The following is a 19665-nucleotide window of genomic DNA, read 5'->3' as shown; positions in this document are numbered from 1 at the left end:
GTAATGGATGGAACCATGGCACATTCAGAGACTCAGCCGCAGCTCAGCAGTAGGGCACGGCGCACAGCCCTTATGGGCGCCATGTTCCTCATGGCAACAAGCGCAATCGGGCCGGGGTTCATCACCCAGACCTCGGAATTTACGGTCAAGCTAGGAGCGTCCTTCGCCTTCGCGATTGTCGTTTCGATCTTGGTAGACATCGCAGTTCAGCTGAACGTTTGGCGAGTTATCGGAGTCTCCGGATTGCGCGCCCAGGAATTGGGCAACAAGGTGCTTCCCGGCGTCGGCTGGTTCCTTGCGGCGCTGGTATTTATCGGTGGCATGGTCTTCAACATTGGCAATATTGCCGGCACCGGTCTTGGCATGAACGCGATGATGGGCGTTGACCCAAAAATAGGTGGCGCAATTTCAGCGGCAATCGCCATTCTCATCTTCCTATCGAAGAAAGCCGGCATGGCACTGGACCGGATCGTGGTACTCCTCGGGGCGATCATGATCCTGTTGATGCTCTACGTTGCAATCATTGCTGCCCCGCCGGTTGGCGAAGCGCTGAAGAACACCGTGATGCCGGAAAACATAGATTTCTTGGTCATTACAACGCTGATCGGCGGCACCGTCGGTGGCTACATTACTTATGCCGGTGCGCACCGCATGATTGACTCCGGCACTTCGGGCGTCGAGCATGTCAAGGCCGTTAGCCGCATCTCGGTTGTCAGCATCATCGTCACAGGTGTCATGCGAGTATTGCTGTTCCTCGCCATCTTCGGCGTCGTTGCCGGTGGCGTGGCCTTGACCAGCGACAACAAGGCCGCCGAGGCCTTCGGCGCAGCAGCCGGAGATATTGGACTACGCACCTTCGGCGTCATCCTCTGGTCCGCCGCGTTGACTTCCGTCATCGGAGCCGCCTACACCTCGGTTTCCTTCGTCACCAAATCGGTGACCAAAGAACGCACACGAAATCTGATCACCGTGGCGTTCATCGCCGTATGCGCCGCAATCTACCTATTCCTGGGCCAAGCCCCACAGACCTTGCTGATCTTCGCCGGCGCCTTCAACGGATTGATCCTCCCCGTTGGCTTTGCGGTCCTGTTGTGGGTGGCTTGGCGCCGCCGAGACTTGCTGAACGACTACAAGTACCCGGCATGGCTGTTGATTATTGGCGCCTTGACTTGGCTCTTGACCATTTACCTCGGATGGATGTCGCTCACTGGCCTGTCAAAAATGTGGGCCTGAGCTCGCGTCTGAGATCTAGGAGAACTTCATGATCCCGCTCGAACCACATCGCGACGAACGTGCCAGTATGGCCCCGTCAGCAGCCCGTAAACTCTTTCGGCAAGGACTGAGCGTACCCACCGCTGGGTATGCTGCCGGATATGCCCAAGCGAATCTGATCATCGTGCCACGCGAGCTGGCCTTTGAGGTACTACTCTTTGCCCAGCGCAACCCGAAGTCTTGCCCGATTCTAGGGGTACTGGAAGCGGGCCAGACGAGCAACGAATTACTGCCCGATGGCGATATTCGCACCGATCTTCCGAAATACACGGTCTACCAAAACGGCCAGATAATAGCCGAACCTACGGATCTGAGCGAGTATTGGCGAGATGATCTGGTGACTTTCATCGTGGGGTGTTCATTCACCTTCGAAGCGGCCCTGATTGAAAATGGCATAGGCGTTGCCCACATCGACCAAGGTGTGAACGTGCCTATGTACAAGACGAACATTCGCAGCGCCTCGGCCGGGAGTATTTCCGGACCGATGGTCGTCTCCATGCGTCCAATACCGGCTTCTCAGGTAGCGGACGCCGTGCGTATCACTTCCCGCTACCCAGCGGTACACGGAGCCCCGGTTCATGTGGGCAATCCCGAAGAAATAGGCATCACGGATCTGGGCAAACCAGACTTCGGAGATGCACTCACCATTCCGGACGGAACCATTCCAATTTTTTGGGCATGCGGCGTGACCCCACAAGCCGCTGTCATGGAATCCCGTCCTGTGCTGGCTATCGGACACGCCCCCGGGCATATGTTAATCACCGATGCCAGGGACTCGATGTATCAGGTGCCGTAACCCCCAAAGTACGAGTACCTGTTGAGTCCAGTGCCGCGATTCCATCCCCAAGGAATCGCGGTACTTCTAATTAACGCGGCTCCGCGTCCGCCTGTAATTCGAGCCACGCATCAACCTCGGCTACGCGAGCCGCTTTTTCTCCCGCTTCGAGGAAAGATCCGTCAAAGGAATTCCGGGCCAGCGTAGCCAGCTGCGAGGCAGTCAAGGAGAATTGTTCGGTGATGGCCGAAAAGTTGGCATCCATATAGCCGCCGAAATAGGCAGGATCATCCGAATGGATGGAAACCTTCAGCCCAGCTTCGAGCATCTGAGGCAACGGATGATCTGCCAGGGTATCCACTGCACGCAATCGCACATTCGAAAAAGGACATACCGTCAGCGGCATCTGTTCATTGACCAAGCGTGTCACGAGCTCAGGGTCCTCCAAGCAACGGATGCCGTGATCAACGCGCTCAACCCGCAACAGGTCCAAGGCCTGACGGATATAGTCAGCTGGCCCTTCCTCGCCCGCATGGGCCACCAGATGCAAGCCGTGCTCGCGGGCGTAAGCGAAGACCTCAGTAAAGAGCTCAGGAGGGAATCCAAGCTCGGAAGAGTCCAAGCCGATTCCATCGATCTCATGCTTTTCGGAAACAATCAGCTGCAGGATTTCCATGGCAGAGGCTGCCGGGGCGTGTCGCCAGAAACAGGCAATGAGCTTATGAGTCATGCCCCAACGCTGCTTGGCTTCATCAAGACCAGCACTGATTCCGGAAATCACGTCGGACAGTGTCAGCCCGCGTTCCAAATGTGCTTGGGGATCAAAGAACAGTTCAACGTGACGAACACCAGAATCGTGTGCTCGCTGCAGGTAGGCGCGAGTGATTTCATGGAAATCTTCGCTGGTGCGCAGCACGGCCATATTCGCGTAGAAAAGATCAAGGAAGGACTGAAGGTTATTAAAATCGTACTGCTCCCGCAGCTCCTCCACCGACTGGTAGGGCAGAGCGATCCGATTCTTGGCGGCAAGGGCAAAAATCGTTTCGGGCTCTAACGAACCTTCCAAATGGATGTGTAGTTCGGCTACAGGCAGTTTCAAGTCTTGTCCTTTCGGAAAATGAACCAAAGTATGGCTGCTTCGGTCCGTCGCAGCAGCGGCGCAAGGAAAATATGCAGTATCCGTGGCGGACAAACTCCACTCAAGTTGCTCTGGCCACGTACTAATTGACCTGCTAGCCGTTTCTAACGATACTCTCCAAACAGAACGCTGGGCCCAAGGCATGATGAGGTGGCGATCACCCAAGTGCTGGAAGGACCGGCTTAGCTGCCGGTTTGAGATTCACCAGAATTACCAGACCAGAGCCTAATGAGTTCCTGGCGAATTCGGTTGGGAGTGGTTCCCAACCTTTTGAAGGCTTTGGACGCGATGCCTTCGCTACCGCGAAGCAGCCCCAATAAGAGATGCTCGGTGTCGACCAAGTCATGGCCTAGCTCTTTGGCCTCGTGCAGCGATAGCCCTAAGAGCTTCTTTACATGCTTGGTGATCGGCAGCTCGCCAGTAATTCCGGACTTCTCGTTGCCTGCCAACGCGTTGACCTGCTCGCGCACATTTTCGTAGGAGATGTTCAGGGCCTCAAAAGTTTTGGCAGGAATACCATCAGGTTCTCGCACCAGAGCGAGCAGGAAATGCTCCGTGCCTAAATGGTCGTCGTTTCGAGCAGTGGCTTCTTGCTGTGCCAAGACAACGACAAGCCGTGCTCGATCGGTGAATTTCTCAAACATGTCGGCACGGTCCTTCCCACCTAGTACTTCGATGCTACGCGCTTCACGGATCATGTGAAGAGAAAATGCCGTGCAGATTTTCAACGACACAGCGTATTCGCGAGCACGGCTAGGGGCCTCTGCAACCGTATTGAGGACAGTTTTTGGTTAGCGATTTCCGCACACCAAGTCATCGGCACAGCCCGGACATTAATCTACGACCGACTATGCCGGTCCCATAACCTGGTATACCTCAGGACTGGACGACCAGGCGCAGACGCACTTAGCTCGCCAGCAATGAGTGGACGTACGCGTACTTTTCCGCCAACCGGGTTCGTACCGCGTCCTCAAGCAGCGCAGTGCGTTCCGGGGAGGTATTGTCCGCGAGGTCGGCGTACTTGACCATGAGTCCGATGGGGTTTGCCCGGACCCGGGCACAATAATCTTCGATTTGTTCCCCTTCACGTTTGGTCACCGAAATGACAGCATCGATGACCCGCTGCGGGATCCCAGCAGACAGAAGATCCGAGGAAGTGACCGCGCAATCTTCAAGGACGTCGTGTAGCCAGGCCACTGCGACGGCCTCTTCGCTACCGCCTTGTTCACTAACGTTGGCCGCCACGCGAGCAGGATGCGTAATGTAATCCGCGCCTGACTTATCGTTTTGCCCTTCGTGGGCTCGACGTGCAATCGTTTCGGCCAATGCAGGCAAAGAAGACTCAGGCATAGCGCTCCTAGATCTTTTGAGATGACTCGTAATGGTCGAGAAGTTCGGCTTCCGCGGTATCCAGGTAGCCCAGTAGGGTTTGGGCTGCTTCGTTCCGTTGGCCGGAGGCCAGCAATTCAACAAGTGCAGCGTTTCGTTCCACATAGTGCGAATGGAAATCTGGGGCATCACTCATCGAATGGAAGACCAAGCGCATTTTGGCGAGAATTCGGCCCATGAGTTCGAGCAAGTGAACGCTCCCGGTGGCTCGCACCACGGACTCATGAAAGCGTTGATTGGCATCAGCCATGCCCGGAACGTCATGCGCTTTGGCCGCGGCGCGCGCCTCGACGATCGCCTGGGCCAGTGCCGGGACATCCAAAGCGGGCCCCCACGCAAGCGCTGCGGGTTCGATGGTGCGACGCACCGCGTAGATCTCACGGATGTCTGCGGCACCCGGGGACGACACGAACACTCCACGGTTTGGAATTCGCGTGATGATCAATTCACTGTCCAAGAGCGTGAACCCCTCGCGGAGGGTATTACGTGAGACTCCCAGCGCGTCGGCCAGCGCCTGCTCCGACAGCTTAGAGCCTGGCAACAGCCGCCCCTGGGCGATTTCTTGGCGCAACGTCGAGGCCACCCAGGTGCTGGTATGCGCATGGGTGGATCCGCTGCCCAGCGGAATCGAAGTGTAGATCTCGTTCACGCTCATTCCTCTAATCTAGCCAGTGCTTCGCAGAATCCCGCATTGGCTAAGCGATGCTTCCCAATGACTCACCACGATTAATTGCCTGTCCCGGGTTAAACGATGCCGCGGTGAAGACTCCATCGCGATGCGCGATGACCGGTGATTCCATTTTCATTGCTTCCAAGACTGCCACCGTCTGGCCTTTGGCCACCGGGGTTCCGTCCTCGACCGAGAAAGAGACCAGATTTCCGGACATGGGGGACAGCAGTGCGTCGGCGTCGACCACCGAAGCCTCGCCTCCGCCTGCCCCATCCGAGGCGGAACCACCGTGGCGGATGGCGTGCACCAGCGCGGCAGGCAGGCCCAACGCCATCGCCTTGCCGTCTAGATCGATGGTGAGCACTTCACGCTCGCCGCCGACGGACGTGGTGGCGATTTCCTCGCTATTTGCCAGTTCCTCGGCGAAGTCCGATTCGATCCAAGTGGTGTAGATCTTAAAGCCTTGCTCGGCGGTGAAGTCTGGATGCTTGGCGACGGCCCGGTGGAAGGGCAAAACCGTGGGAACACCCTCGATGGTGAACTCCGCCAGAGCCACCTGGGCGCGGCGCAGAGCCTGCTCGCGAGTCGCACCATGCACGATCAGCTTAGCCATCAGCGAATCATATTGCCCGGGAATATTCGAGTTGCTGCGCACCCCGGCATCGACACGAATTCCGGAGCCGGTAGGGACCTCGAACCGGGTCACGGTCCCCGGGCCGGGCAGGAAACCACGGGCCGGATCTTCGGCGTTGATGCGGAATTCGAAGGCATGGCCTACCGGCTGCGGATCTTCCTTCAAAGACAGTTCTTTGCCCTCGGCGATCCGGAACTGTTCGATGACCAGGTCCACTCCGGCAGTCTCCTCGCTAACGGGATGCTCAACCTGCAAACGGGTATTAACTTCCAGGAAGGAGATGAGTCCGTCCGGCGCAACCAGGTATTCGACGGTTCCTGCGCCTACGTAGCCTGCCTCCCGGCATATGGCCTTGGCCGACTCGTGGATCTTGGCACGCTGCTCATCCGAGAGGAATGGGGCTGGCGCTTCTTCGACGAGTTTCTGGTGACGGCGCTGCAACGAGCAATCGCGAGTACCCACCACGATGACATTGCCGTGCGTATCGGCGAGAACCTGTGCCTCGACGTGGCGCGGCTTGTCCAGGAATCGCTCCACAAAGCACTCGCCGCGGCCGAAGGCGACGGTGGCTTCACGGACCGCCGATTCGAAGGCATCCTCGATTTCTTCCATGGTGCGCGCAACCTTCAACCCGCGTCCGCCGCCTCCGAACGCCGCCTTGATGGCTACCGGCACGCCATGCTTCTCGGCGAAGGCGCGCACCTCGGATGCGTCGGCCGCTGGTGCATCGGTACCGGGCACCAGCGGGGCACCGGCGCGTACCGCAATTTCGCGCGCCGTCACCTTATTGCCCAATAGCTCAATAGCTTCAGGGGTTGGGCCGATCCAGATCAGCCCGGCCTCGATGACTGCGCGGGCAAAGCCGGCGTTCTCCGAAAGGAACCCATAGCCCGGGTGGACCGCGTCGGCCCCGGAGCGGTTGGCAACGGCGATGATCTTGGAAATATCCAGATAGGTTTCGGCACTCGAAGTCCCACCCAGCGCGTAGGCTTCATCGGCCCGGCGCACATGCAGGGCATCCGCATCGGGATCGGAATAGACGGCAACCGATACCAAATTGGCGTCGGCTGCGGCGCGGGCAATACGAACAGCGATTTCGCCGCGGTTGGCGATCAAGACCTTTTTCATGCCTGGGATCCTTCGGTGCTTGGGGTGGATTCGGAAAGTTCAAAACGAAGCTGTGAGCCTGGCGGCAACTGTGCCGCGGCGGATAGATCCTCGGCGATGACCGTGGCGATCACCGGGTAACCGCCGGTGACCGGGTGATCGGCCAGGAACAGCACTGGCAATCCCGAGGGAGGTACCTGCAAGGAGCCGAGCGCGACGCCTTCGCTGGAAAGCTCGCCGGAGCGAACGCGTTCAAGCGCGCTGGCGTCCCCTTCCGCGCCCAGCCGCACGCCGATGCGGTTGGACTCGCTGGTGACCAGCCAGCGCTGGTCCAGTAGTTTCGCCAGTCCGGCGGGGCCGAACCAGTCATCGCGCGGGCCAGCCTGGACGCGCAGAACATAGCAGCCCTCGGCATCTGGCCGGGGCAGGGTGCTCGGTTCGCCCTGTCCCACGATTTGCAGGTTCTCCGGCAGCGATACCGGCAGGAAGCTTCCATCCATCAGTGGAGCCGGACCCACCCCGGAGAGCGTGTCGGTGGACAGCGAACCCAGAATTCGGGGCAGCTGGATCTTGCCTCGAATCGAAAGGTAGCTGCGCAATCCGTTCCCGGTGGGCTCCAGATCCAGGCGCTCGCCGTCCAGCAGGGCGAAGGGCGCGTCCATGCAAACCTCGCGTTCGGCACGGAGGTCGTCGCCGGCCGCCGGACTGATGACCAGCCTCGCTTCGGCTCCGCACACCGCAAGGACCTGGTCGCCGTGGGCGAGCAGGCTCATCCGACCGGTCAGGTTTTCGATGCAGGCAGAATCGGCCGTATTTCCAACCAGCCGATTTGCCTGATGCAAGGAGGCGAGATCGGCGGCGCCGCTGGCCGGTACGCCGAGCCCGCCAAAGCCCTGCCGGCCGGTGTCCTGGAGCAGGCTCTGCAAACCCGAATCGAGAATGGCCAATCCGGTACCCGTTGGAGCTTCGGTTTCGGTAGCGGCCGAGGCCGCCGTTTTCACGGTCAGCGCTTGGCGTGAGGCAATAAACTGCACACGGTCCTGCGGGCGGATGAGCGCCGGATTTTCTCGACCCAGATCCCACAGCGCGACATTCGTATGGCCGATCAGCTGCCATCCGCCGGGGGACTGGCGTGGGTAAACGGCCGAGTACTCACCGGCGAGGGCCACGGAACCGGTGGGCACCTGGGTACGGGGGCTCTCGCGGCGGGGAACCTGCAGGTCGGTGTTTTCTCCCAGAAGATAGGCGAAACCGGGCGCGAATCCGCCGAACGCCGCACGCCACTGCTGGCCGGTATGCGCGTTGATAACTCCCTGGGCCCCAAGGCCGGTGAGCTCCCCGACGGTTTCCAGATCCGCACCGTCGTAATAGACCTCGATGGTGACAAGTTTGCCCGTAGTTGCCGCTGCCGTGTTCAATGTCAGCTTGGGCAACAGCTGCCTGGCCTGCCGGGCCTGTTCGACGTTTTCGAATTTCACCATGAGCGTCGCGGCGGCAGCTAGGACGTCGCGTTGCCCAGGCAACGGTTGGGCCTGCAACAGGGCGTCGAGGGAAAGGACGGATTCGAGATCATCCAATTCGACGAGCACATCGTGGCTTCCGGCGGCGTGTACCGCGGTGATGCTCATGCGAAGCTCTTGATCTGCACGCCGGCCGATTCAAGTCCGGCGCGGACCGCGGCCGCCATCGCGACCGATCCTGCGGTATCGCCGTGCACGCAGATCGACTCGGCTGGCATCTGGATAATCGAACCGTCCACCGCCTTGATGGTCCCCTCGGTGGCCAGGCGGATCATGTTTTCGGTGACCAGCACGGAGTCGTGGAGCACGGCGTTCGCCTCGCGGCGCGAGACCAGGGTGCCCTCGGGGGTGTAGTTGCGGTCTGCAAAGGCTTCGGCGACCGGACGCAGCCCGGCGGCCTCGGCCTTGGCCAGTGCCACCGAACCGGGCAAGAGCAGCACCGGAAGATCGTCGCCGAACGCTTTAATGGCGTCGATGACGGCTTGAGCGTGGACCTCATGGTGCACGATGGTGTTGTAGAGGGCGCCGTGCGGCTTGACGTACTTGATGCTGGATCCCGCAGCTCGGGCCAAGCTCTGCAGTGCGCCCAGCTGGTAGAGCACGTCATCGGCGAGTTCGGTAGCGGAGCAGTCGAGGAATCGACGACCGAACCCGGCAAGATCGCGATATCCGACATGTGCACCGATGGTGACGCCCGCGGAGACTGCAGCGCGGCAGGTCTGCGCAATGCCGGTGGGGTCCCCTGCATGGAAGCCGCAAGCTACGTTGGCCGAGGAGACGGATCTGAAAATGGCCGCATCGTCGCCCATAACCCAATTGCCAAAGGATTCGCCTACGTCGGAATTCAGGTCGATGCATGTCATTTGTGATCCCCGTCTCGCTGTGCCGTTTATCTAAGCATGCACCAAAAATAGAGATTGTTCAACAATCTTTTGACTGGATCGTAAATTTGCTGTGCGGGGCGGGGTGCGGCCGAAGTGAAGGCAATCGTTAAAAGAGCGCGGGGTTCCGCAGCCACTGGCTGCTGAACCCCGCGCAATTTTGCCCGCGCTTCGGGCAATCGTGGCTAGCCGCGCTTTTCAACCTTCACGAAGAGGGAAAGCACCACGCCGGCCGTGCCGAGCAACGCACCAACGATGAAGGCAGCGTGGGCGCCGGCAAACAAGGCTTCGGCAAGCTCGGCGCCCTCTTGGAGCTTGGCGTTTGAGAGCGCCGTCAGCACGGTGATGAAGATGGTGGTGCCGATGGCACCGCCGAGCTGCTGGCCGGTGTTGAAGATGGCCGAGCCGTGGCCGTAGAGGCGTGGATTCACCGAGGCCATGGCCGAAGACATCAAGCCGGTCATGAGCAGTGCCAGGCCAATCGAGAAGACGCTGTGACTGAGCATGAACATCCATAGCTCGGTCTCGGTGGTGACCGAAACGTACATCCACTGTCCCAGCGCGAGCATGATGGCACCGGGGATCAGCACCGGGCGTGGTCCGTGCCTGTCGTAGATGCGACCAAAGATGGGCGAAACGATGGCCTGGGCCAGGCCGCCCGGCAGCAGCATCATGCCGATTGCCAGGGAGCTGATGCCCTTGCCGGATTCGAGGATGATCGGAACCATCATGATCGAGCCGAGCAAGGTGCCGAAGGCGATCATGATCATCAGAATTGCGAAGGTGAAGGTTCGCGAGGTGAACGGGGTGAGGTTCAGCAATTCCTTGCCCTCGCGGGTCAAGCGAATCTGGCGCCTGATAAATAGGGCCAGGGAGACCAAGCCGATGGCGAAGGTTGCCACGGTGAGCAGCATGTCTTCGCTGGCCTTCTCGATGGTGGAGATTCCGTAAACAAGCAGACCGAATGCAAGCGCGGAAAGAATCACGGAGATCACGTCAACGGGAAGTTTGCGCGTATTCGAGGGAAGCTTGAGGAAGATGATGCCCAAGGCCAGGATGATCATCGATAGCGGGGCCATCAGGACGAAGATGTAGTGCCATCCCCAAGCGTGGACGATCGCGCCGGATACGGTTGGGCCGACTGCCGGTCCGACGGAGATCACGATGGAGTTCAGGCCCATCACCGCGCCGCGCTTGTGCATTGGAATTAGCGTCAAGGTGGTGGTCATCAGCAACGGCAAAACGATCGCGGTACCAATAGCCTGGATGATTCGGGCGGCAAGCAAGACGGCAAAGCTCGGGGCGAAGATGGCGAGCAGCGTGCCGATGAAGAAGCTGGACAGCACGAAGATGAACAGCGAGCGGGTGCTGAAACGCTGCAGCAGGAAGCCGGTGGTGGGAATGACCACGGACATGGTGAGCAGGAATCCGGTGGTGAGCCATTGGCCGGCCGCCGCCGAAATATTCATGTCGGACATGATTCCGGGCAACGCCACGGTCAGCACGGTCTCATTGAGGATCATCAGGAAGGCGGCAAGTGCCAGTGCGCCGATGATTCCGGTGAGCTGTTTCGTGGTCAGTTCGGGTTTCTCAGGCCGCGGAGGGGCGGACTCGGCCTTGATTTCGGTGCGCTCGGAAGTCACGGATTCCTCTTTCTAGGTGATGTCAACTTTCAAATTCTGTCACAGAGTGACAGAATTTCGTAAGAAGAACTGGCAGACTGTGACAGGAAATAAGTTTTCGCCGTGCGGTCATGGGACGATAAATGCACGCAGAATGACAGGGGGAGCTCAATGGGAATTCGTGACGAACGCAAAGCCGCGACCAAACGGGAGATTCAGGCCGCGACCCTCGACCTTGTCGAAAGCTTGGGGCTAGAGGCCATCACGGTGGCGCGGATCTCCGAACGCGTAGGGATCTCGGACCGCACCTTCTTCCGCTATTTCGATTCCAAGGAATCCGCTATAGTTCCGGGCCAGCGAGAACTGATCAACGCGCTCGTCGCCGCCGAAATGACCCCGGGAAGCTCCGCCGCAGAAATTTTTCACGCACTGCTCGAAGTGTGCCGCGGGCACTTCAGCGTTGAAGTCAGGCACCATGAATTCCGCAGGATCTCAAGGCTCATGCTGCAGGATCCGAAGCTGCTCATGATCGCCACGCGGCGTGAGCAGGAACTGGTCGTAGCGCTGAGCCAATCGTTGATTGACCGCGAGCTGCTGGATTCGATCCAAGCCCTGCTGCTTGCCGAAATGCTGGCGACTACCTGGCGCGTTGCGTGGCAATGTTTCGCCCATGAAGAACGGGCGGGAATTGATTCAAAGCCTGCTGAACTTTTTGAGAAGGCGGTACTGGGTCTGGCGCAAATCGCTTCATTGCCCGCTCCGAGCGCCGAAAAGACGCCATAGCCCGCTTTGAGTTATTGCGCATTAACTTAAATGTGACGAACTGCTCTACCGTTATTCATCCCGGCATTTCGGGGCTAAACGCTGTGCTGCCCGGGGAAATCTGGGCACCCAAAAGTGTGGTGCAGGCTAAAATCAGGTAAGTTTGGAACGTTGAGTTTAGGGCGGTTAGCCCGCTTCCGCACGACGTTCAGGGAGACGCCACACCTATGGCCAAGATTATTTACACCCACACCGACGAAGCCCCGATGCTGGCAACCCACTCGTTCCTGCCGATCGTGGAGGCCTTCGCGTCGACCGCCGGTGTTGAACTTGAGACCCGCGACATTTCGCTGGCAGGACGCATCATCGCCACCTTCCCGGACTACCTCGCCGAGGAACAGCGCATCTCCGATGCCCTGGCAGAGCTTGGCGATTTGGCCAAGACCCCAGAGGCAAACATCATCAAGCTGCCGAACATCTCGGCTTCCATCCCGCAGCTGAAGGTCGCCATCGCCGAGCTCCAGGCAGCCGGCTACGCGCTTCCGGATTACCCGGAAAACCCATCCTCGGATGAGGACACCGACGTCCGCGCACGCTACGACAAGCTCAAGGGCTCGGCAGTGAACCCTGTGCTGCGCGAAGGCAACTCGGACCGCCGTGCGCCGTTGAGCGTGAAGAACTACGCACGCAAGTACCCGCACTCCATGGGTGCCTGGGCAGCCGACTCGAAGACCAATGTCGCCACCATGTCCGCCGATGACTTCGCCTCGAACGAGAAGTCCGTCGTCATCGACAAGGACAAGAGCATCTCCATCCGCTTCGTGGGCGAAGACGGAGAAGTCAAGGTTCTGAAGAAGCCATTCAAGGTCCTCGAAGGCGAAGTCATCGACGGCACCGTCCTGCACGTGGCGGCACTGTCCGAATTCCTGAAGAACGCAGTGGCCCGCGCCAAGGAAGAAGGAGTGCTCTTCTCGGCACACCTGAAAGCCACCATGATGAAGGTTTCGGACCCAATCATCTTCGGACACGTCGTCAAGGCGTACTTCGCCGAACTCTTCGAGACCTACGGCGACGAGCTGGCAGCAGCCGGCCTGAACCCGAACAACGGCCTGGCGGCCATCATCGCCGGACTGGACGAGCTCTCCGACGACGTGCGCGCCGGTGTGGAGAAGCTGATCGCCAAGGGACTTGAAGAGGGCCCAGCGGTTGCCATGGTCGATTCCGACAAGGGCATCACCAACCTGCATGTCCCTTCGGATGTGATCGTTGATGCTTCGATGCCAGCAATGATCCGCCTCGGCGGCAAGATGTGGGGCCCAGATGGCAAGGAAGCCGAGACTTTGGCAGTCCTGCCAGACTCCTCCTACTCGGGCGTCTTCCAGACCGTGATCGAGGATTGCCGTGCAAACGGCGCCTTTGACCCAACCACCATGGGCACCGTGCCAAACGTTGGCCTGATGGCTCAGAAGGCCGAAGAGTACGGCTCCCACGACAAGACCTTCGAACTGGCGGCCAACGGCCACGTCCAGATCCTGGACGAGAACGACGCGGTCCTCATCGAGCACCAGGTCTTCGCCGGTGACATCTGGCGTGCCTGCCAGACCAAGGACGTTGCCATCCGCGACTGGGTCAAGCTTGCCGTGAACCGTGCCCGCGCCTCGGCCACCCCGGCCGTATTCTGGCTGGATGAAAAGCGCGCGCACGACGCGGTGCTGATCACCAAGGTCAACGAGTACCTCAAGGATCTGGATACCGCCGGCCTGACCCTCGAGATCCTGGATCCGATTGCGGCCACCAAGTACACCATCGAACGTATCCGCCGTGGCGAGGACACCATTTCGGTGACCGGCAACGTGCTTCGCGACTACCTGACCGACCTGTTCCCAATTCTGGAACTGGGCACCTCGGCAAAGATGCTCTCGATCGTTCCGCTGCTTGCCGGCGGCGGGCTGTTCGAGACCGGTGCCGGTGGTTCGGCTCCAAAGCACGTCCAGCAGCTGGTGAACGAAAACCACCTGCGTTGGGATTCGCTCGGCGAGTTCCTGGCCCTGGCCGCTTCCTTCGAGCACCTGGCCACCACCAATGACAACGCCCGCGCTCAGGTGCTGGCTGACACCCTTGATGCCGCGACCGGCACCTTCCTGTTGGAAGACAAGTCGCCAAAGCGCAAGGTTGGCCAGCTGGACAACCGTGGCAGCCACTTCTACCTGGCTAAGTTCTGGGCAGAAGAACTGGCCAAGCAGGACAAGGACGCTCAGCTTGCTGAGGCCTTCTCCGCAGTTGCCAAGGCACTGGGCGAGAATGAGGAAGCAATCGTTTCCGAGCTTGCCGAGGTCCAGGGCAAGGCAGTGGATATCGCTGGTTACTACCGTCCGGACGAGGCCAAGACCTCAACCGTAATGCGTCCAAGCGCCACCCTGAACAAGACGCTGGAACTGCTGACCAAGTAGTCCTAGCCGGCCAAAAACCGTGGGCACCAACTCGAAAGAGTTGGTGCCCACGGTTTTAACCTGAAGTATCTGAACTCGTGCATAGAGTTTCCAGGATCAGCCTTCGACCGCGGCAATCGAGATGGTCACTTCGCTGGCGCGCAGCTGCTGAAGCTGGAATGAGACGGCCTCGGCGTAGTCAGGAAGCTCGATCTCTGCGTACCTGACCGGGCTCTCTGGCGAGCAAAGAATCTCCAGCTGGCCTCGATTGTTCTCGGTGCCGCCAGCCCAGGGGATGTGTGTTGCTTGGTCCTGACCGTTGCACCGGACCGCAATCGAATAGCGACCGCCGGCGATAGCGCGGCCGATGGAAATTTCTTGATTATTGTTCTGAACAACCGTAGATAATACGGCGATCTCATGGCCCTGCAAGGACGGCGGGGCATCGTCGTTCGATCCAGCTGGCCGTATGTCACCTGTGGCATCGCAAGCAGCCAGCTGCGTCGCCACGGCAAGTGCCGCAGCCACGACTGCGAGAGGTCTCAACTTCAATTTCATTCCTCGCTGAGTTGGTTTCGGAGCAAGCCCACGAGGGGCCGCTTATTAGCCTAGCCACTAAAAGTAAAACTACGGTAGAGAGCTCCGGCGGTGTCCGACCGATTGAGCGGCGAACATACGTTGTCCAAGAAAGTGATGGTCTGTGCCTCCGAGCGCACGGGATGATTGCCCGCTGGCACATGGCGAGTGAACGCTTCCTCCAAGGTGTTGGCCGACGCTGTGGCACACCACGCGTGTTGTTTCGCGTGGCTCCAACTGCCAGACTCTACCTATGCAAGAAGTCTGGGAACTAGTACATGCCGAACGCAATGCACTGATCGATGACCTGTCCGTCCTGAGCCCGGAGCAGTGGGAGCGTCCATCGATGTGCTCGGGGTGGACGGTTCACGACGTCGCCGCTCATCTCGTGAACAACGCGCGCACCACCACCCCTGGGCTGCTGCTCGCCATGCTCCGGGCGCGCTTTGATTTCGACCGGCAAAACTCAAATGGAGTCGCCGCGGAAAAGGGCGCGACTCCGCAACTGACCTTGCAGCGGCTGCGCGAGGTAGCTGTGCGCAAGAGCGGGCCGCCGGCCCCGCTCGCCAGCCGACTCGTCGAAGAAGTCGCCCATGGCGAAGATATCCGCAGGCCCTTGGGGATCACCCGCAGCTATCCGGCGCAGGCCGTCACCGCGGCTATTCGCTACCAGACCCGGACGAGCCAGTCCTTTGGCGGCGCGAAGGAACTGGCCCAACGCGTCAGCCTCGTGGCCGAAGATGCGGGCGTCATCTTTGGCACCGGACCCGAAGTCCGTGGCCCGGCGCTAGAGCTGCTGATGATCGCCACCGCCCGCGAGGCGCGCGAGGGCAGCCTCTCCGGACCCGGCATCGAGTTGCTTTAGTCGGGCAATGGCTTCGGCGAGCTACAGCCCGCGCCCGGCCTCCCAGAGGTTATCCGCCGTACCTGCCAGCAAGGCATTCAGCGAGACCGCCTGGGCATCGGTGAACGAGGCAATGTAATCCACGATCGCTCGGGCCTGGCCCAAACGCTGCACCTCATCCGGTCCGGCCTGCAAGAAAAGCTCGGGGGAGTGCGCGCGCAATTGACGGTATTCGTCGGTGGCGGCTTCCACCGAATCGAGCAGCCGGCGCGGGGCACGGGCGGCATCCTCCGCGTCGTTGAGCCAACTATGGAAGCCCTCGGCCAAAGACCTGACGATGCGCGTCTGGCCACGCTGGTACACGGCCAAATCCGAGCGGTCCAGCACAAAGCGCGAGTGCACGAACTTCAGCACGCCCACATCGTGCCAGGCCTCCTTGGTGAGGCGGACGTGTCCGCTGCGGATCGTCGGATTGCGTTCCACCGTGACGGATTCCTGCAGCCGGTCGATCCAGCGCCGGGTGAAAGCGGTGACCGCCCGATCCGCCTCCAGACCGCCATCATAAGGAACCGCCAGCAGCCCCTCGACCAGGTCATGGCCCACGCGTTGCACCGAGGCGCGGAAGGCCTCCGCGTCGGCGATCCACGGGTCCTTTGCAAAGGCGCGCCGCCAGGTGGATTCCAAGGCGTGGCCCGGCTTGCGCAGGTCGAGGTCGGCCTGGCGCATGGCAGCTAGCTGCACCGTTTGATCGAGCCAGGCACGGAACTCGGCCGAAACGGTGGTGTACTGCAAGATCCCTGCACGGTAGAAATCGTCGAGGTCGTGGACCGCGTAGGCGATATCGTCGGCGATATCCATCACGGAGCTTTCCAGGGTCTGCTGGAATTTGCCGATGGCGGGGAACACCGAGAGCACATCGCGCATTTCGGCGGCCTCGATGTCGTAGGCGGAGTACTTCAAGGCTCCCGCCGCCGGGTCGGTCCCCACCCCGCGGGGCAGCATTTCCGGGGCGAGCGGAGCCATAGTGCGCCATTCGTTGCGAGTCCACGGGTATTTCAGCACCGCGCCGCGTACGGCACGGGTCAGATTCATCCCGCGTGGTGTGGCATCGCAGCTATCCAGCGCGGTGAGGATGCGGAAGGTCTGCGCGTTGCCTTCGAAGCCGTCGGGCAACCCCAAGGTATTGCGGGCAACACGATCCAATTCCTGCTCACCCAAATGCCCGAATGGCGGGTGGCCCAAATCGTGGGCCGCGGCCGCCGCCTGCACGACCACGGGGTCGCAGCCGCCGAGCTCGGCGACGAGTTTTCGGGTTGGCTCATCTGCGGTGCGCAAGCGGATCGCGATGGTGCGGGCCACCGCGGAGACCTTCAAGGAGTGCGTCAACCGGTTGTGCACGGTGGTGCCCGAACCCGCCTGCGGAATCACCTGGGTCACCGCCGAGAGGCGCGAGAAGTACGGGGAGAATCGAATGCGCTCGATATCGATGCGGAACTCGTCCTCACCTGTACGGTTAGCCTCGTCGATCGCGCGTTCCCGGCCGCCGGTGTCATGGGTTTTCTGCCTGATATCCATCGTAGGAACCAGCCTAGGCGATCGGAACCCGGGGAGCAGGCAAGGAGAGAAAATTGGTGAGGCTAATTCTCCTGCAGTGCGCCGCGGACCACATGCAGCGGATCGTCTCCCGCGGCGAGGCGTTGGGCCTGTTCAACGGCCAGGTTCATGGCCAAGTCGATGAACATCAGGGTATTTCCGGCAATATGCGGGGTGATCAAGCAGTTCGGGGCCGACCACAAGGGGTGGGCAACGGGCAGCGGTTCGGGATCGGTGACATCCAATGCCGCGTGCAGCCGCTCGGACTGCAATTCGGCAAGCAGCGCGTCGGAGTCGAGAACCGGTCCGCGTCCCACATTTACCAGCAGGGCCTGATCCGGCATTTGGGCCAAGAACCCGGCATCGACGAGTCCGCGTGTCGACGGGGCATCGGGCAGGGCCACGATCACGACCTGTGCCTGAGGCAAAAGCTCTGGCAGCTCATCGATCCCATGGACCGGAGTGCCATTTGCCAGCTGCCGAGCACGGCTGGCCACCGCGAACACCTCCTTGGGTTTGAAGGGCAGCAGGCGTTGGTAGATTTCCTGTCCGACTCCGCCGAATCCCAACAGCAAGACGGTGGCTCCATGGAGCGTGCCGCCCCAGAGCGGATTCCAATCCCGCTTGAGCTGTTGAGCTCCTGCCGCGGGAAGCTCGCGCAGCGAAGCCAGAACCAAAGCCAGCGTGTGCTCGGCGGTGGCGTCTTCCACCGCCCCGCGGGAATTGCTCAAGCTGACGCCGGGAGCCAGATGCTCTAGGATCCATTCGTAGCCAAGGGAGAGCAGGTGCACGTGGCGCAGTCCTGGAATCTGCGCAACCCGTGCTCGCCGCTCGACTTGCAGCGGACGCTCGGTAATCAACATATCTGCTTCCGGCGCTGCTTCGTCCGAGTCGTTGAGGTGCCAGTAGATCGGAGTGATGCCAGGCAGATCCAGTTTCATTGCCAGCCGGCCATTGGGCACAAGCACTCGTAAAGTCAAAGGGTTTCCTCCCGAACTGGTCACACCGGCGACATATGTTTTTTGGTGCGAGCCTCGGAGCTTATTCTGCGCATCTTTGCCAAACCGTGCAAGTGCCTTGTCCTTGTGTGAAGCGCACGCTGATTAGGCGAATCAGGTGCTTCATGATGTTCTGCTGATTATCAAGATGTTAGAGTTTAGGCATGTCGCAGCCGGAAGAATACGTGAAAACATCCAACAAGTCCCAGGCGAATACCAGCTCGTCGATCTTCCTGTATTTGGGATGCACGGTGATGGTTCTTGGTCTCGCCAGCCTCATTCTGGGCGGCGGAATCAGCGGCGGGCTGCTGCTGCTCTCCGGTGCCGTGCTGTACGTGGGAACCACCATCACCGAAGCAATCCGCACTAAATAGCATCGCCGGCCGTGTTGGCACCTCGGGGCCAAGGCGTTGCGGAAGATCCGGATGTGTCGTCCTGGCCTTGTAGTTCCGATAGGTACCGTTGGTAGTTCAGCGATCCTTATCTTGGGATACTCCGTGCGGAATCTTCCATAACCTGCGCGAGTATCGATTCGACGATTCTCAAATCTTCAGCAGGCTTTCGAACGATCTTGCCGCGCTTGTTGCCGAAGTCCGTGAAATCAATGATGACAAGCTTCAAGTCGTGCTCCGGAATAAGTTCTGCTTTGCGGGCATCGTAGATTCTGCGCTGTTCGCCGCGTCGTCGTCCGCTCGCCGTGATTTTGTCGTCGAAGAACGGCACGGATTCGGTGTGCTGCCTTTCGTGATATTCCACGACGACTCCTAGTTCAGCCCAGTAACCGTCCACCGGTAGCGGCTTGACTTTTCCATTCTTGGCCGACGGATCGCCGACGAGCCAAGGGAACGTTTGCTGGCCTGTCCGCTTTGCCGCCAGCACCTGGTCGCAGAGCTCGAGCACGTAGTGCTCGTCGCTGTCAGCGCGTTTGCTGAGCGTGGGTGCAGGCAGGTGCTTCGGCGGCGCTGGCACACGGTGCCTGCTGCACCACCCCAGCTCCCAGCCGAGTGAATCGTCGAAGTAGTCGGCGTAGGCAACGGGGAGATCAGCCAGGCTATGAACTTGGGACAAAAGCATCGCGTACCAGTCGGTATATTGCTTGTTTCCATTCTCCTTGCCGGTACTGCGCTGGAGTGACGGCATCGCCTCAAGAATTGCTTCCGCAACGCTCACATGGCTGACGTCTTCGGGAAATTGGATGTCATTGTTGAAGACGTTCTGGCCAGAGGTGGAGTAGAGGCAACGCTCTTCGGCGTTATAGGGGTCGCCGAACTCATCCTCGAGGTTCCATTCCGTGACGTTGAAAATAACAATCCGCCAGGCCGTACCTGAGGCATTCATTCCGGGCAAAACACGCAGACCGTAGTAGCCCAAGCGGTGCAGCAGTCCAACGGCTTCAAGTATTCGCAGAGGAAGCTGAGAGTCCATTGATATCCTTCGATCGCGGTTTACTAAATG

General features: G+C 60.0%; 18 protein-coding genes. 6 read left to right on the top strand and 12 right to left on the bottom strand.

Going from position 1 to position 19665, the window contains the following annotated elements; all coding sequences use genetic code 11:
- Positions 1–15 precede the first annotated feature (15 nt).
- Both CQ017_RS13775 and CQ017_RS13770 read left to right on the top strand, forming a co-directional pair.
- Positions 16–1233, top strand: coding sequence for an NRAMP family divalent metal transporter (locus CQ017_RS13775; protein WP_105554171.1), 1218 nt, complete (start codon positions 16–18; stop codon positions 1231–1233).
- A 28-nt stretch (positions 1234–1261) separates the two neighbouring features.
- Positions 1262–2068, top strand: a complete 807-nt coding sequence (locus CQ017_RS13770; RefSeq protein ID WP_219843947.1) for a putative hydro-lyase — start codon at positions 1262–1264, stop codon at positions 2066–2068.
- Between the two features lie 70 nt (positions 2069–2138).
- On the opposite strand, the gene CQ017_RS13765 is transcribed toward CQ017_RS13770, so the two are convergent.
- From CQ017_RS13765 to CQ017_RS13730, 8 genes are all read right to left on the bottom strand, one after another.
- Positions 2139–3329: an adenosine deaminase gene (locus CQ017_RS13765; protein WP_181150556.1), complete on the bottom strand. Its 1191-nt coding sequence runs from the start codon at positions 3327–3329 to the stop codon at positions 2139–2141.
- A 38-nt stretch (positions 3330–3367) separates the two neighbouring features.
- Positions 3368–3883 carry a Clp protease N-terminal domain-containing protein gene (locus tag CQ017_RS13760; RefSeq protein WP_105554170.1) on the bottom strand — a complete coding sequence of 172 codons (516 nt, stop codon included), beginning with the start codon at positions 3881–3883 and terminating at the stop codon, positions 3368–3370.
- A gap of 208 nt (positions 3884–4091) precedes the next feature.
- Positions 4092–4535, bottom strand: coding sequence for an HD domain-containing protein (locus tag CQ017_RS13755; protein WP_105554169.1), 444 nt, complete (start codon positions 4533–4535; stop codon positions 4092–4094).
- A gap of 7 nt (positions 4536–4542) precedes the next feature.
- On the bottom strand, positions 4543–5229 hold the full coding sequence (locus CQ017_RS13750) for a GntR family transcriptional regulator (protein WP_096289074.1): 687 nt from the start codon (positions 5227–5229) through the stop codon (positions 4543–4545).
- A 40-nt stretch (positions 5230–5269) separates the two neighbouring features.
- Positions 5270–7006 (bottom strand): biotin carboxylase N-terminal domain-containing protein, encoded by a 1737-nt coding sequence (locus tag CQ017_RS13745; RefSeq protein ID WP_105554168.1) that lies wholly within the window; start codon positions 7004–7006, stop codon positions 5270–5272.
- A complete protein-coding gene (locus tag CQ017_RS13740) occupies positions 7003–8613 on the bottom strand; it encodes a carboxyltransferase domain-containing protein (RefSeq protein ID WP_105554167.1) in 1611 nt (536 codons plus the stop codon). The genes CQ017_RS13745 and CQ017_RS13740 overlap by 4 nt, the downstream gene beginning before the upstream one ends.
- Complete coding sequence (locus CQ017_RS13735; RefSeq protein WP_105554166.1) at positions 8610–9368, bottom strand: LamB/YcsF family protein; 759 nt, start codon at positions 9366–9368, stop codon at positions 8610–8612. The genes CQ017_RS13740 and CQ017_RS13735 overlap by 4 nt, the downstream gene beginning before the upstream one ends.
- 203 nt (positions 9369–9571) lie before the next feature.
- Positions 9572–11029, bottom strand: a complete 1458-nt coding sequence (locus tag CQ017_RS13730) for an MDR family MFS transporter (protein ID WP_258133663.1) — start codon at positions 11027–11029, stop codon at positions 9572–9574.
- 150 nt (positions 11030–11179) lie between these two features.
- On the opposite strand from CQ017_RS13730, the gene CQ017_RS13725 reads away from it, so the two are divergent.
- Together CQ017_RS13725 and CQ017_RS13720 are read left to right on the top strand one after the other, a co-directional pair.
- Positions 11180–11791: a TetR/AcrR family transcriptional regulator gene (locus CQ017_RS13725; protein ID WP_096289066.1), complete on the top strand. Its 612-nt coding sequence runs from the start codon at positions 11180–11182 to the stop codon at positions 11789–11791.
- 206 nt (positions 11792–11997) lie between these two features.
- A complete protein-coding gene (locus tag CQ017_RS13720; RefSeq protein ID WP_096289064.1) occupies positions 11998–14220 on the top strand; it encodes an NADP-dependent isocitrate dehydrogenase in 2223 nt (740 codons plus the stop codon).
- Between the two features lie 96 nt (positions 14221–14316).
- On the opposite strand, the gene CQ017_RS13715 is transcribed toward CQ017_RS13720, so the two are convergent.
- Entirely contained in the window at positions 14317–14745 is a 429-nt protein-coding gene (locus tag CQ017_RS13715; RefSeq protein WP_146112491.1) for a hypothetical protein, read from the bottom strand.
- A gap of 283 nt (positions 14746–15028) precedes the next feature.
- On the opposite strand from CQ017_RS13715, the gene CQ017_RS13710 reads away from it, so the two are divergent.
- On the top strand, positions 15029–15640 hold the full coding sequence (locus CQ017_RS13710; RefSeq protein WP_105554164.1) for a maleylpyruvate isomerase family mycothiol-dependent enzyme: 612 nt from the start codon (positions 15029–15031) through the stop codon (positions 15638–15640).
- Positions 15641–15661: 21 nt separating this feature from the next.
- Here the strand turns inward: CQ017_RS13710 and CQ017_RS13705 are convergent, their stop codons facing one another.
- The gene (locus CQ017_RS13705) at positions 15662–17194 is read right to left on the bottom strand and encodes a deoxyguanosinetriphosphate triphosphohydrolase family protein (protein ID WP_105554163.1); all 1533 of its coding nucleotides are present in this window, start codon (positions 17192–17194) and stop codon (positions 15662–15664) included.
- Between the two features lie 62 nt (positions 17195–17256).
- Positions 17257–18192 (bottom strand): 2-hydroxyacid dehydrogenase, encoded by a 936-nt coding sequence (locus tag CQ017_RS13700; RefSeq protein ID WP_146112490.1) that lies wholly within the window; start codon positions 18190–18192, stop codon positions 17257–17259.
- A 182-nt stretch (positions 18193–18374) separates the two neighbouring features.
- Here CQ017_RS13700 and CQ017_RS13695 point away from each other — a divergent pair, with 182 nt between their 5' ends.
- Positions 18375–18584: a hypothetical protein gene (locus tag CQ017_RS13695; RefSeq protein WP_105554161.1), complete on the top strand. Its 210-nt coding sequence runs from the start codon at positions 18375–18377 to the stop codon at positions 18582–18584.
- A gap of 106 nt (positions 18585–18690) precedes the next feature.
- On the opposite strand, the gene CQ017_RS18245 is transcribed toward CQ017_RS13695, so the two are convergent.
- Positions 18691–19635 (bottom strand): hypothetical protein, encoded by a 945-nt coding sequence (locus CQ017_RS18245; RefSeq protein ID WP_219843946.1) that lies wholly within the window; start codon positions 19633–19635, stop codon positions 18691–18693.
- Between the last annotated feature and the right edge of the window lie 30 nt (positions 19636–19665).

It is taken from the genome of Arthrobacter sp. MYb224 (assembly GCF_002975455.1).
GTDB lineage: Bacteria > Actinomycetota > Actinomycetes > Actinomycetales > Micrococcaceae > Glutamicibacter.
This window is presented reverse-complemented; position numbering and strand designations above follow the sequence as displayed.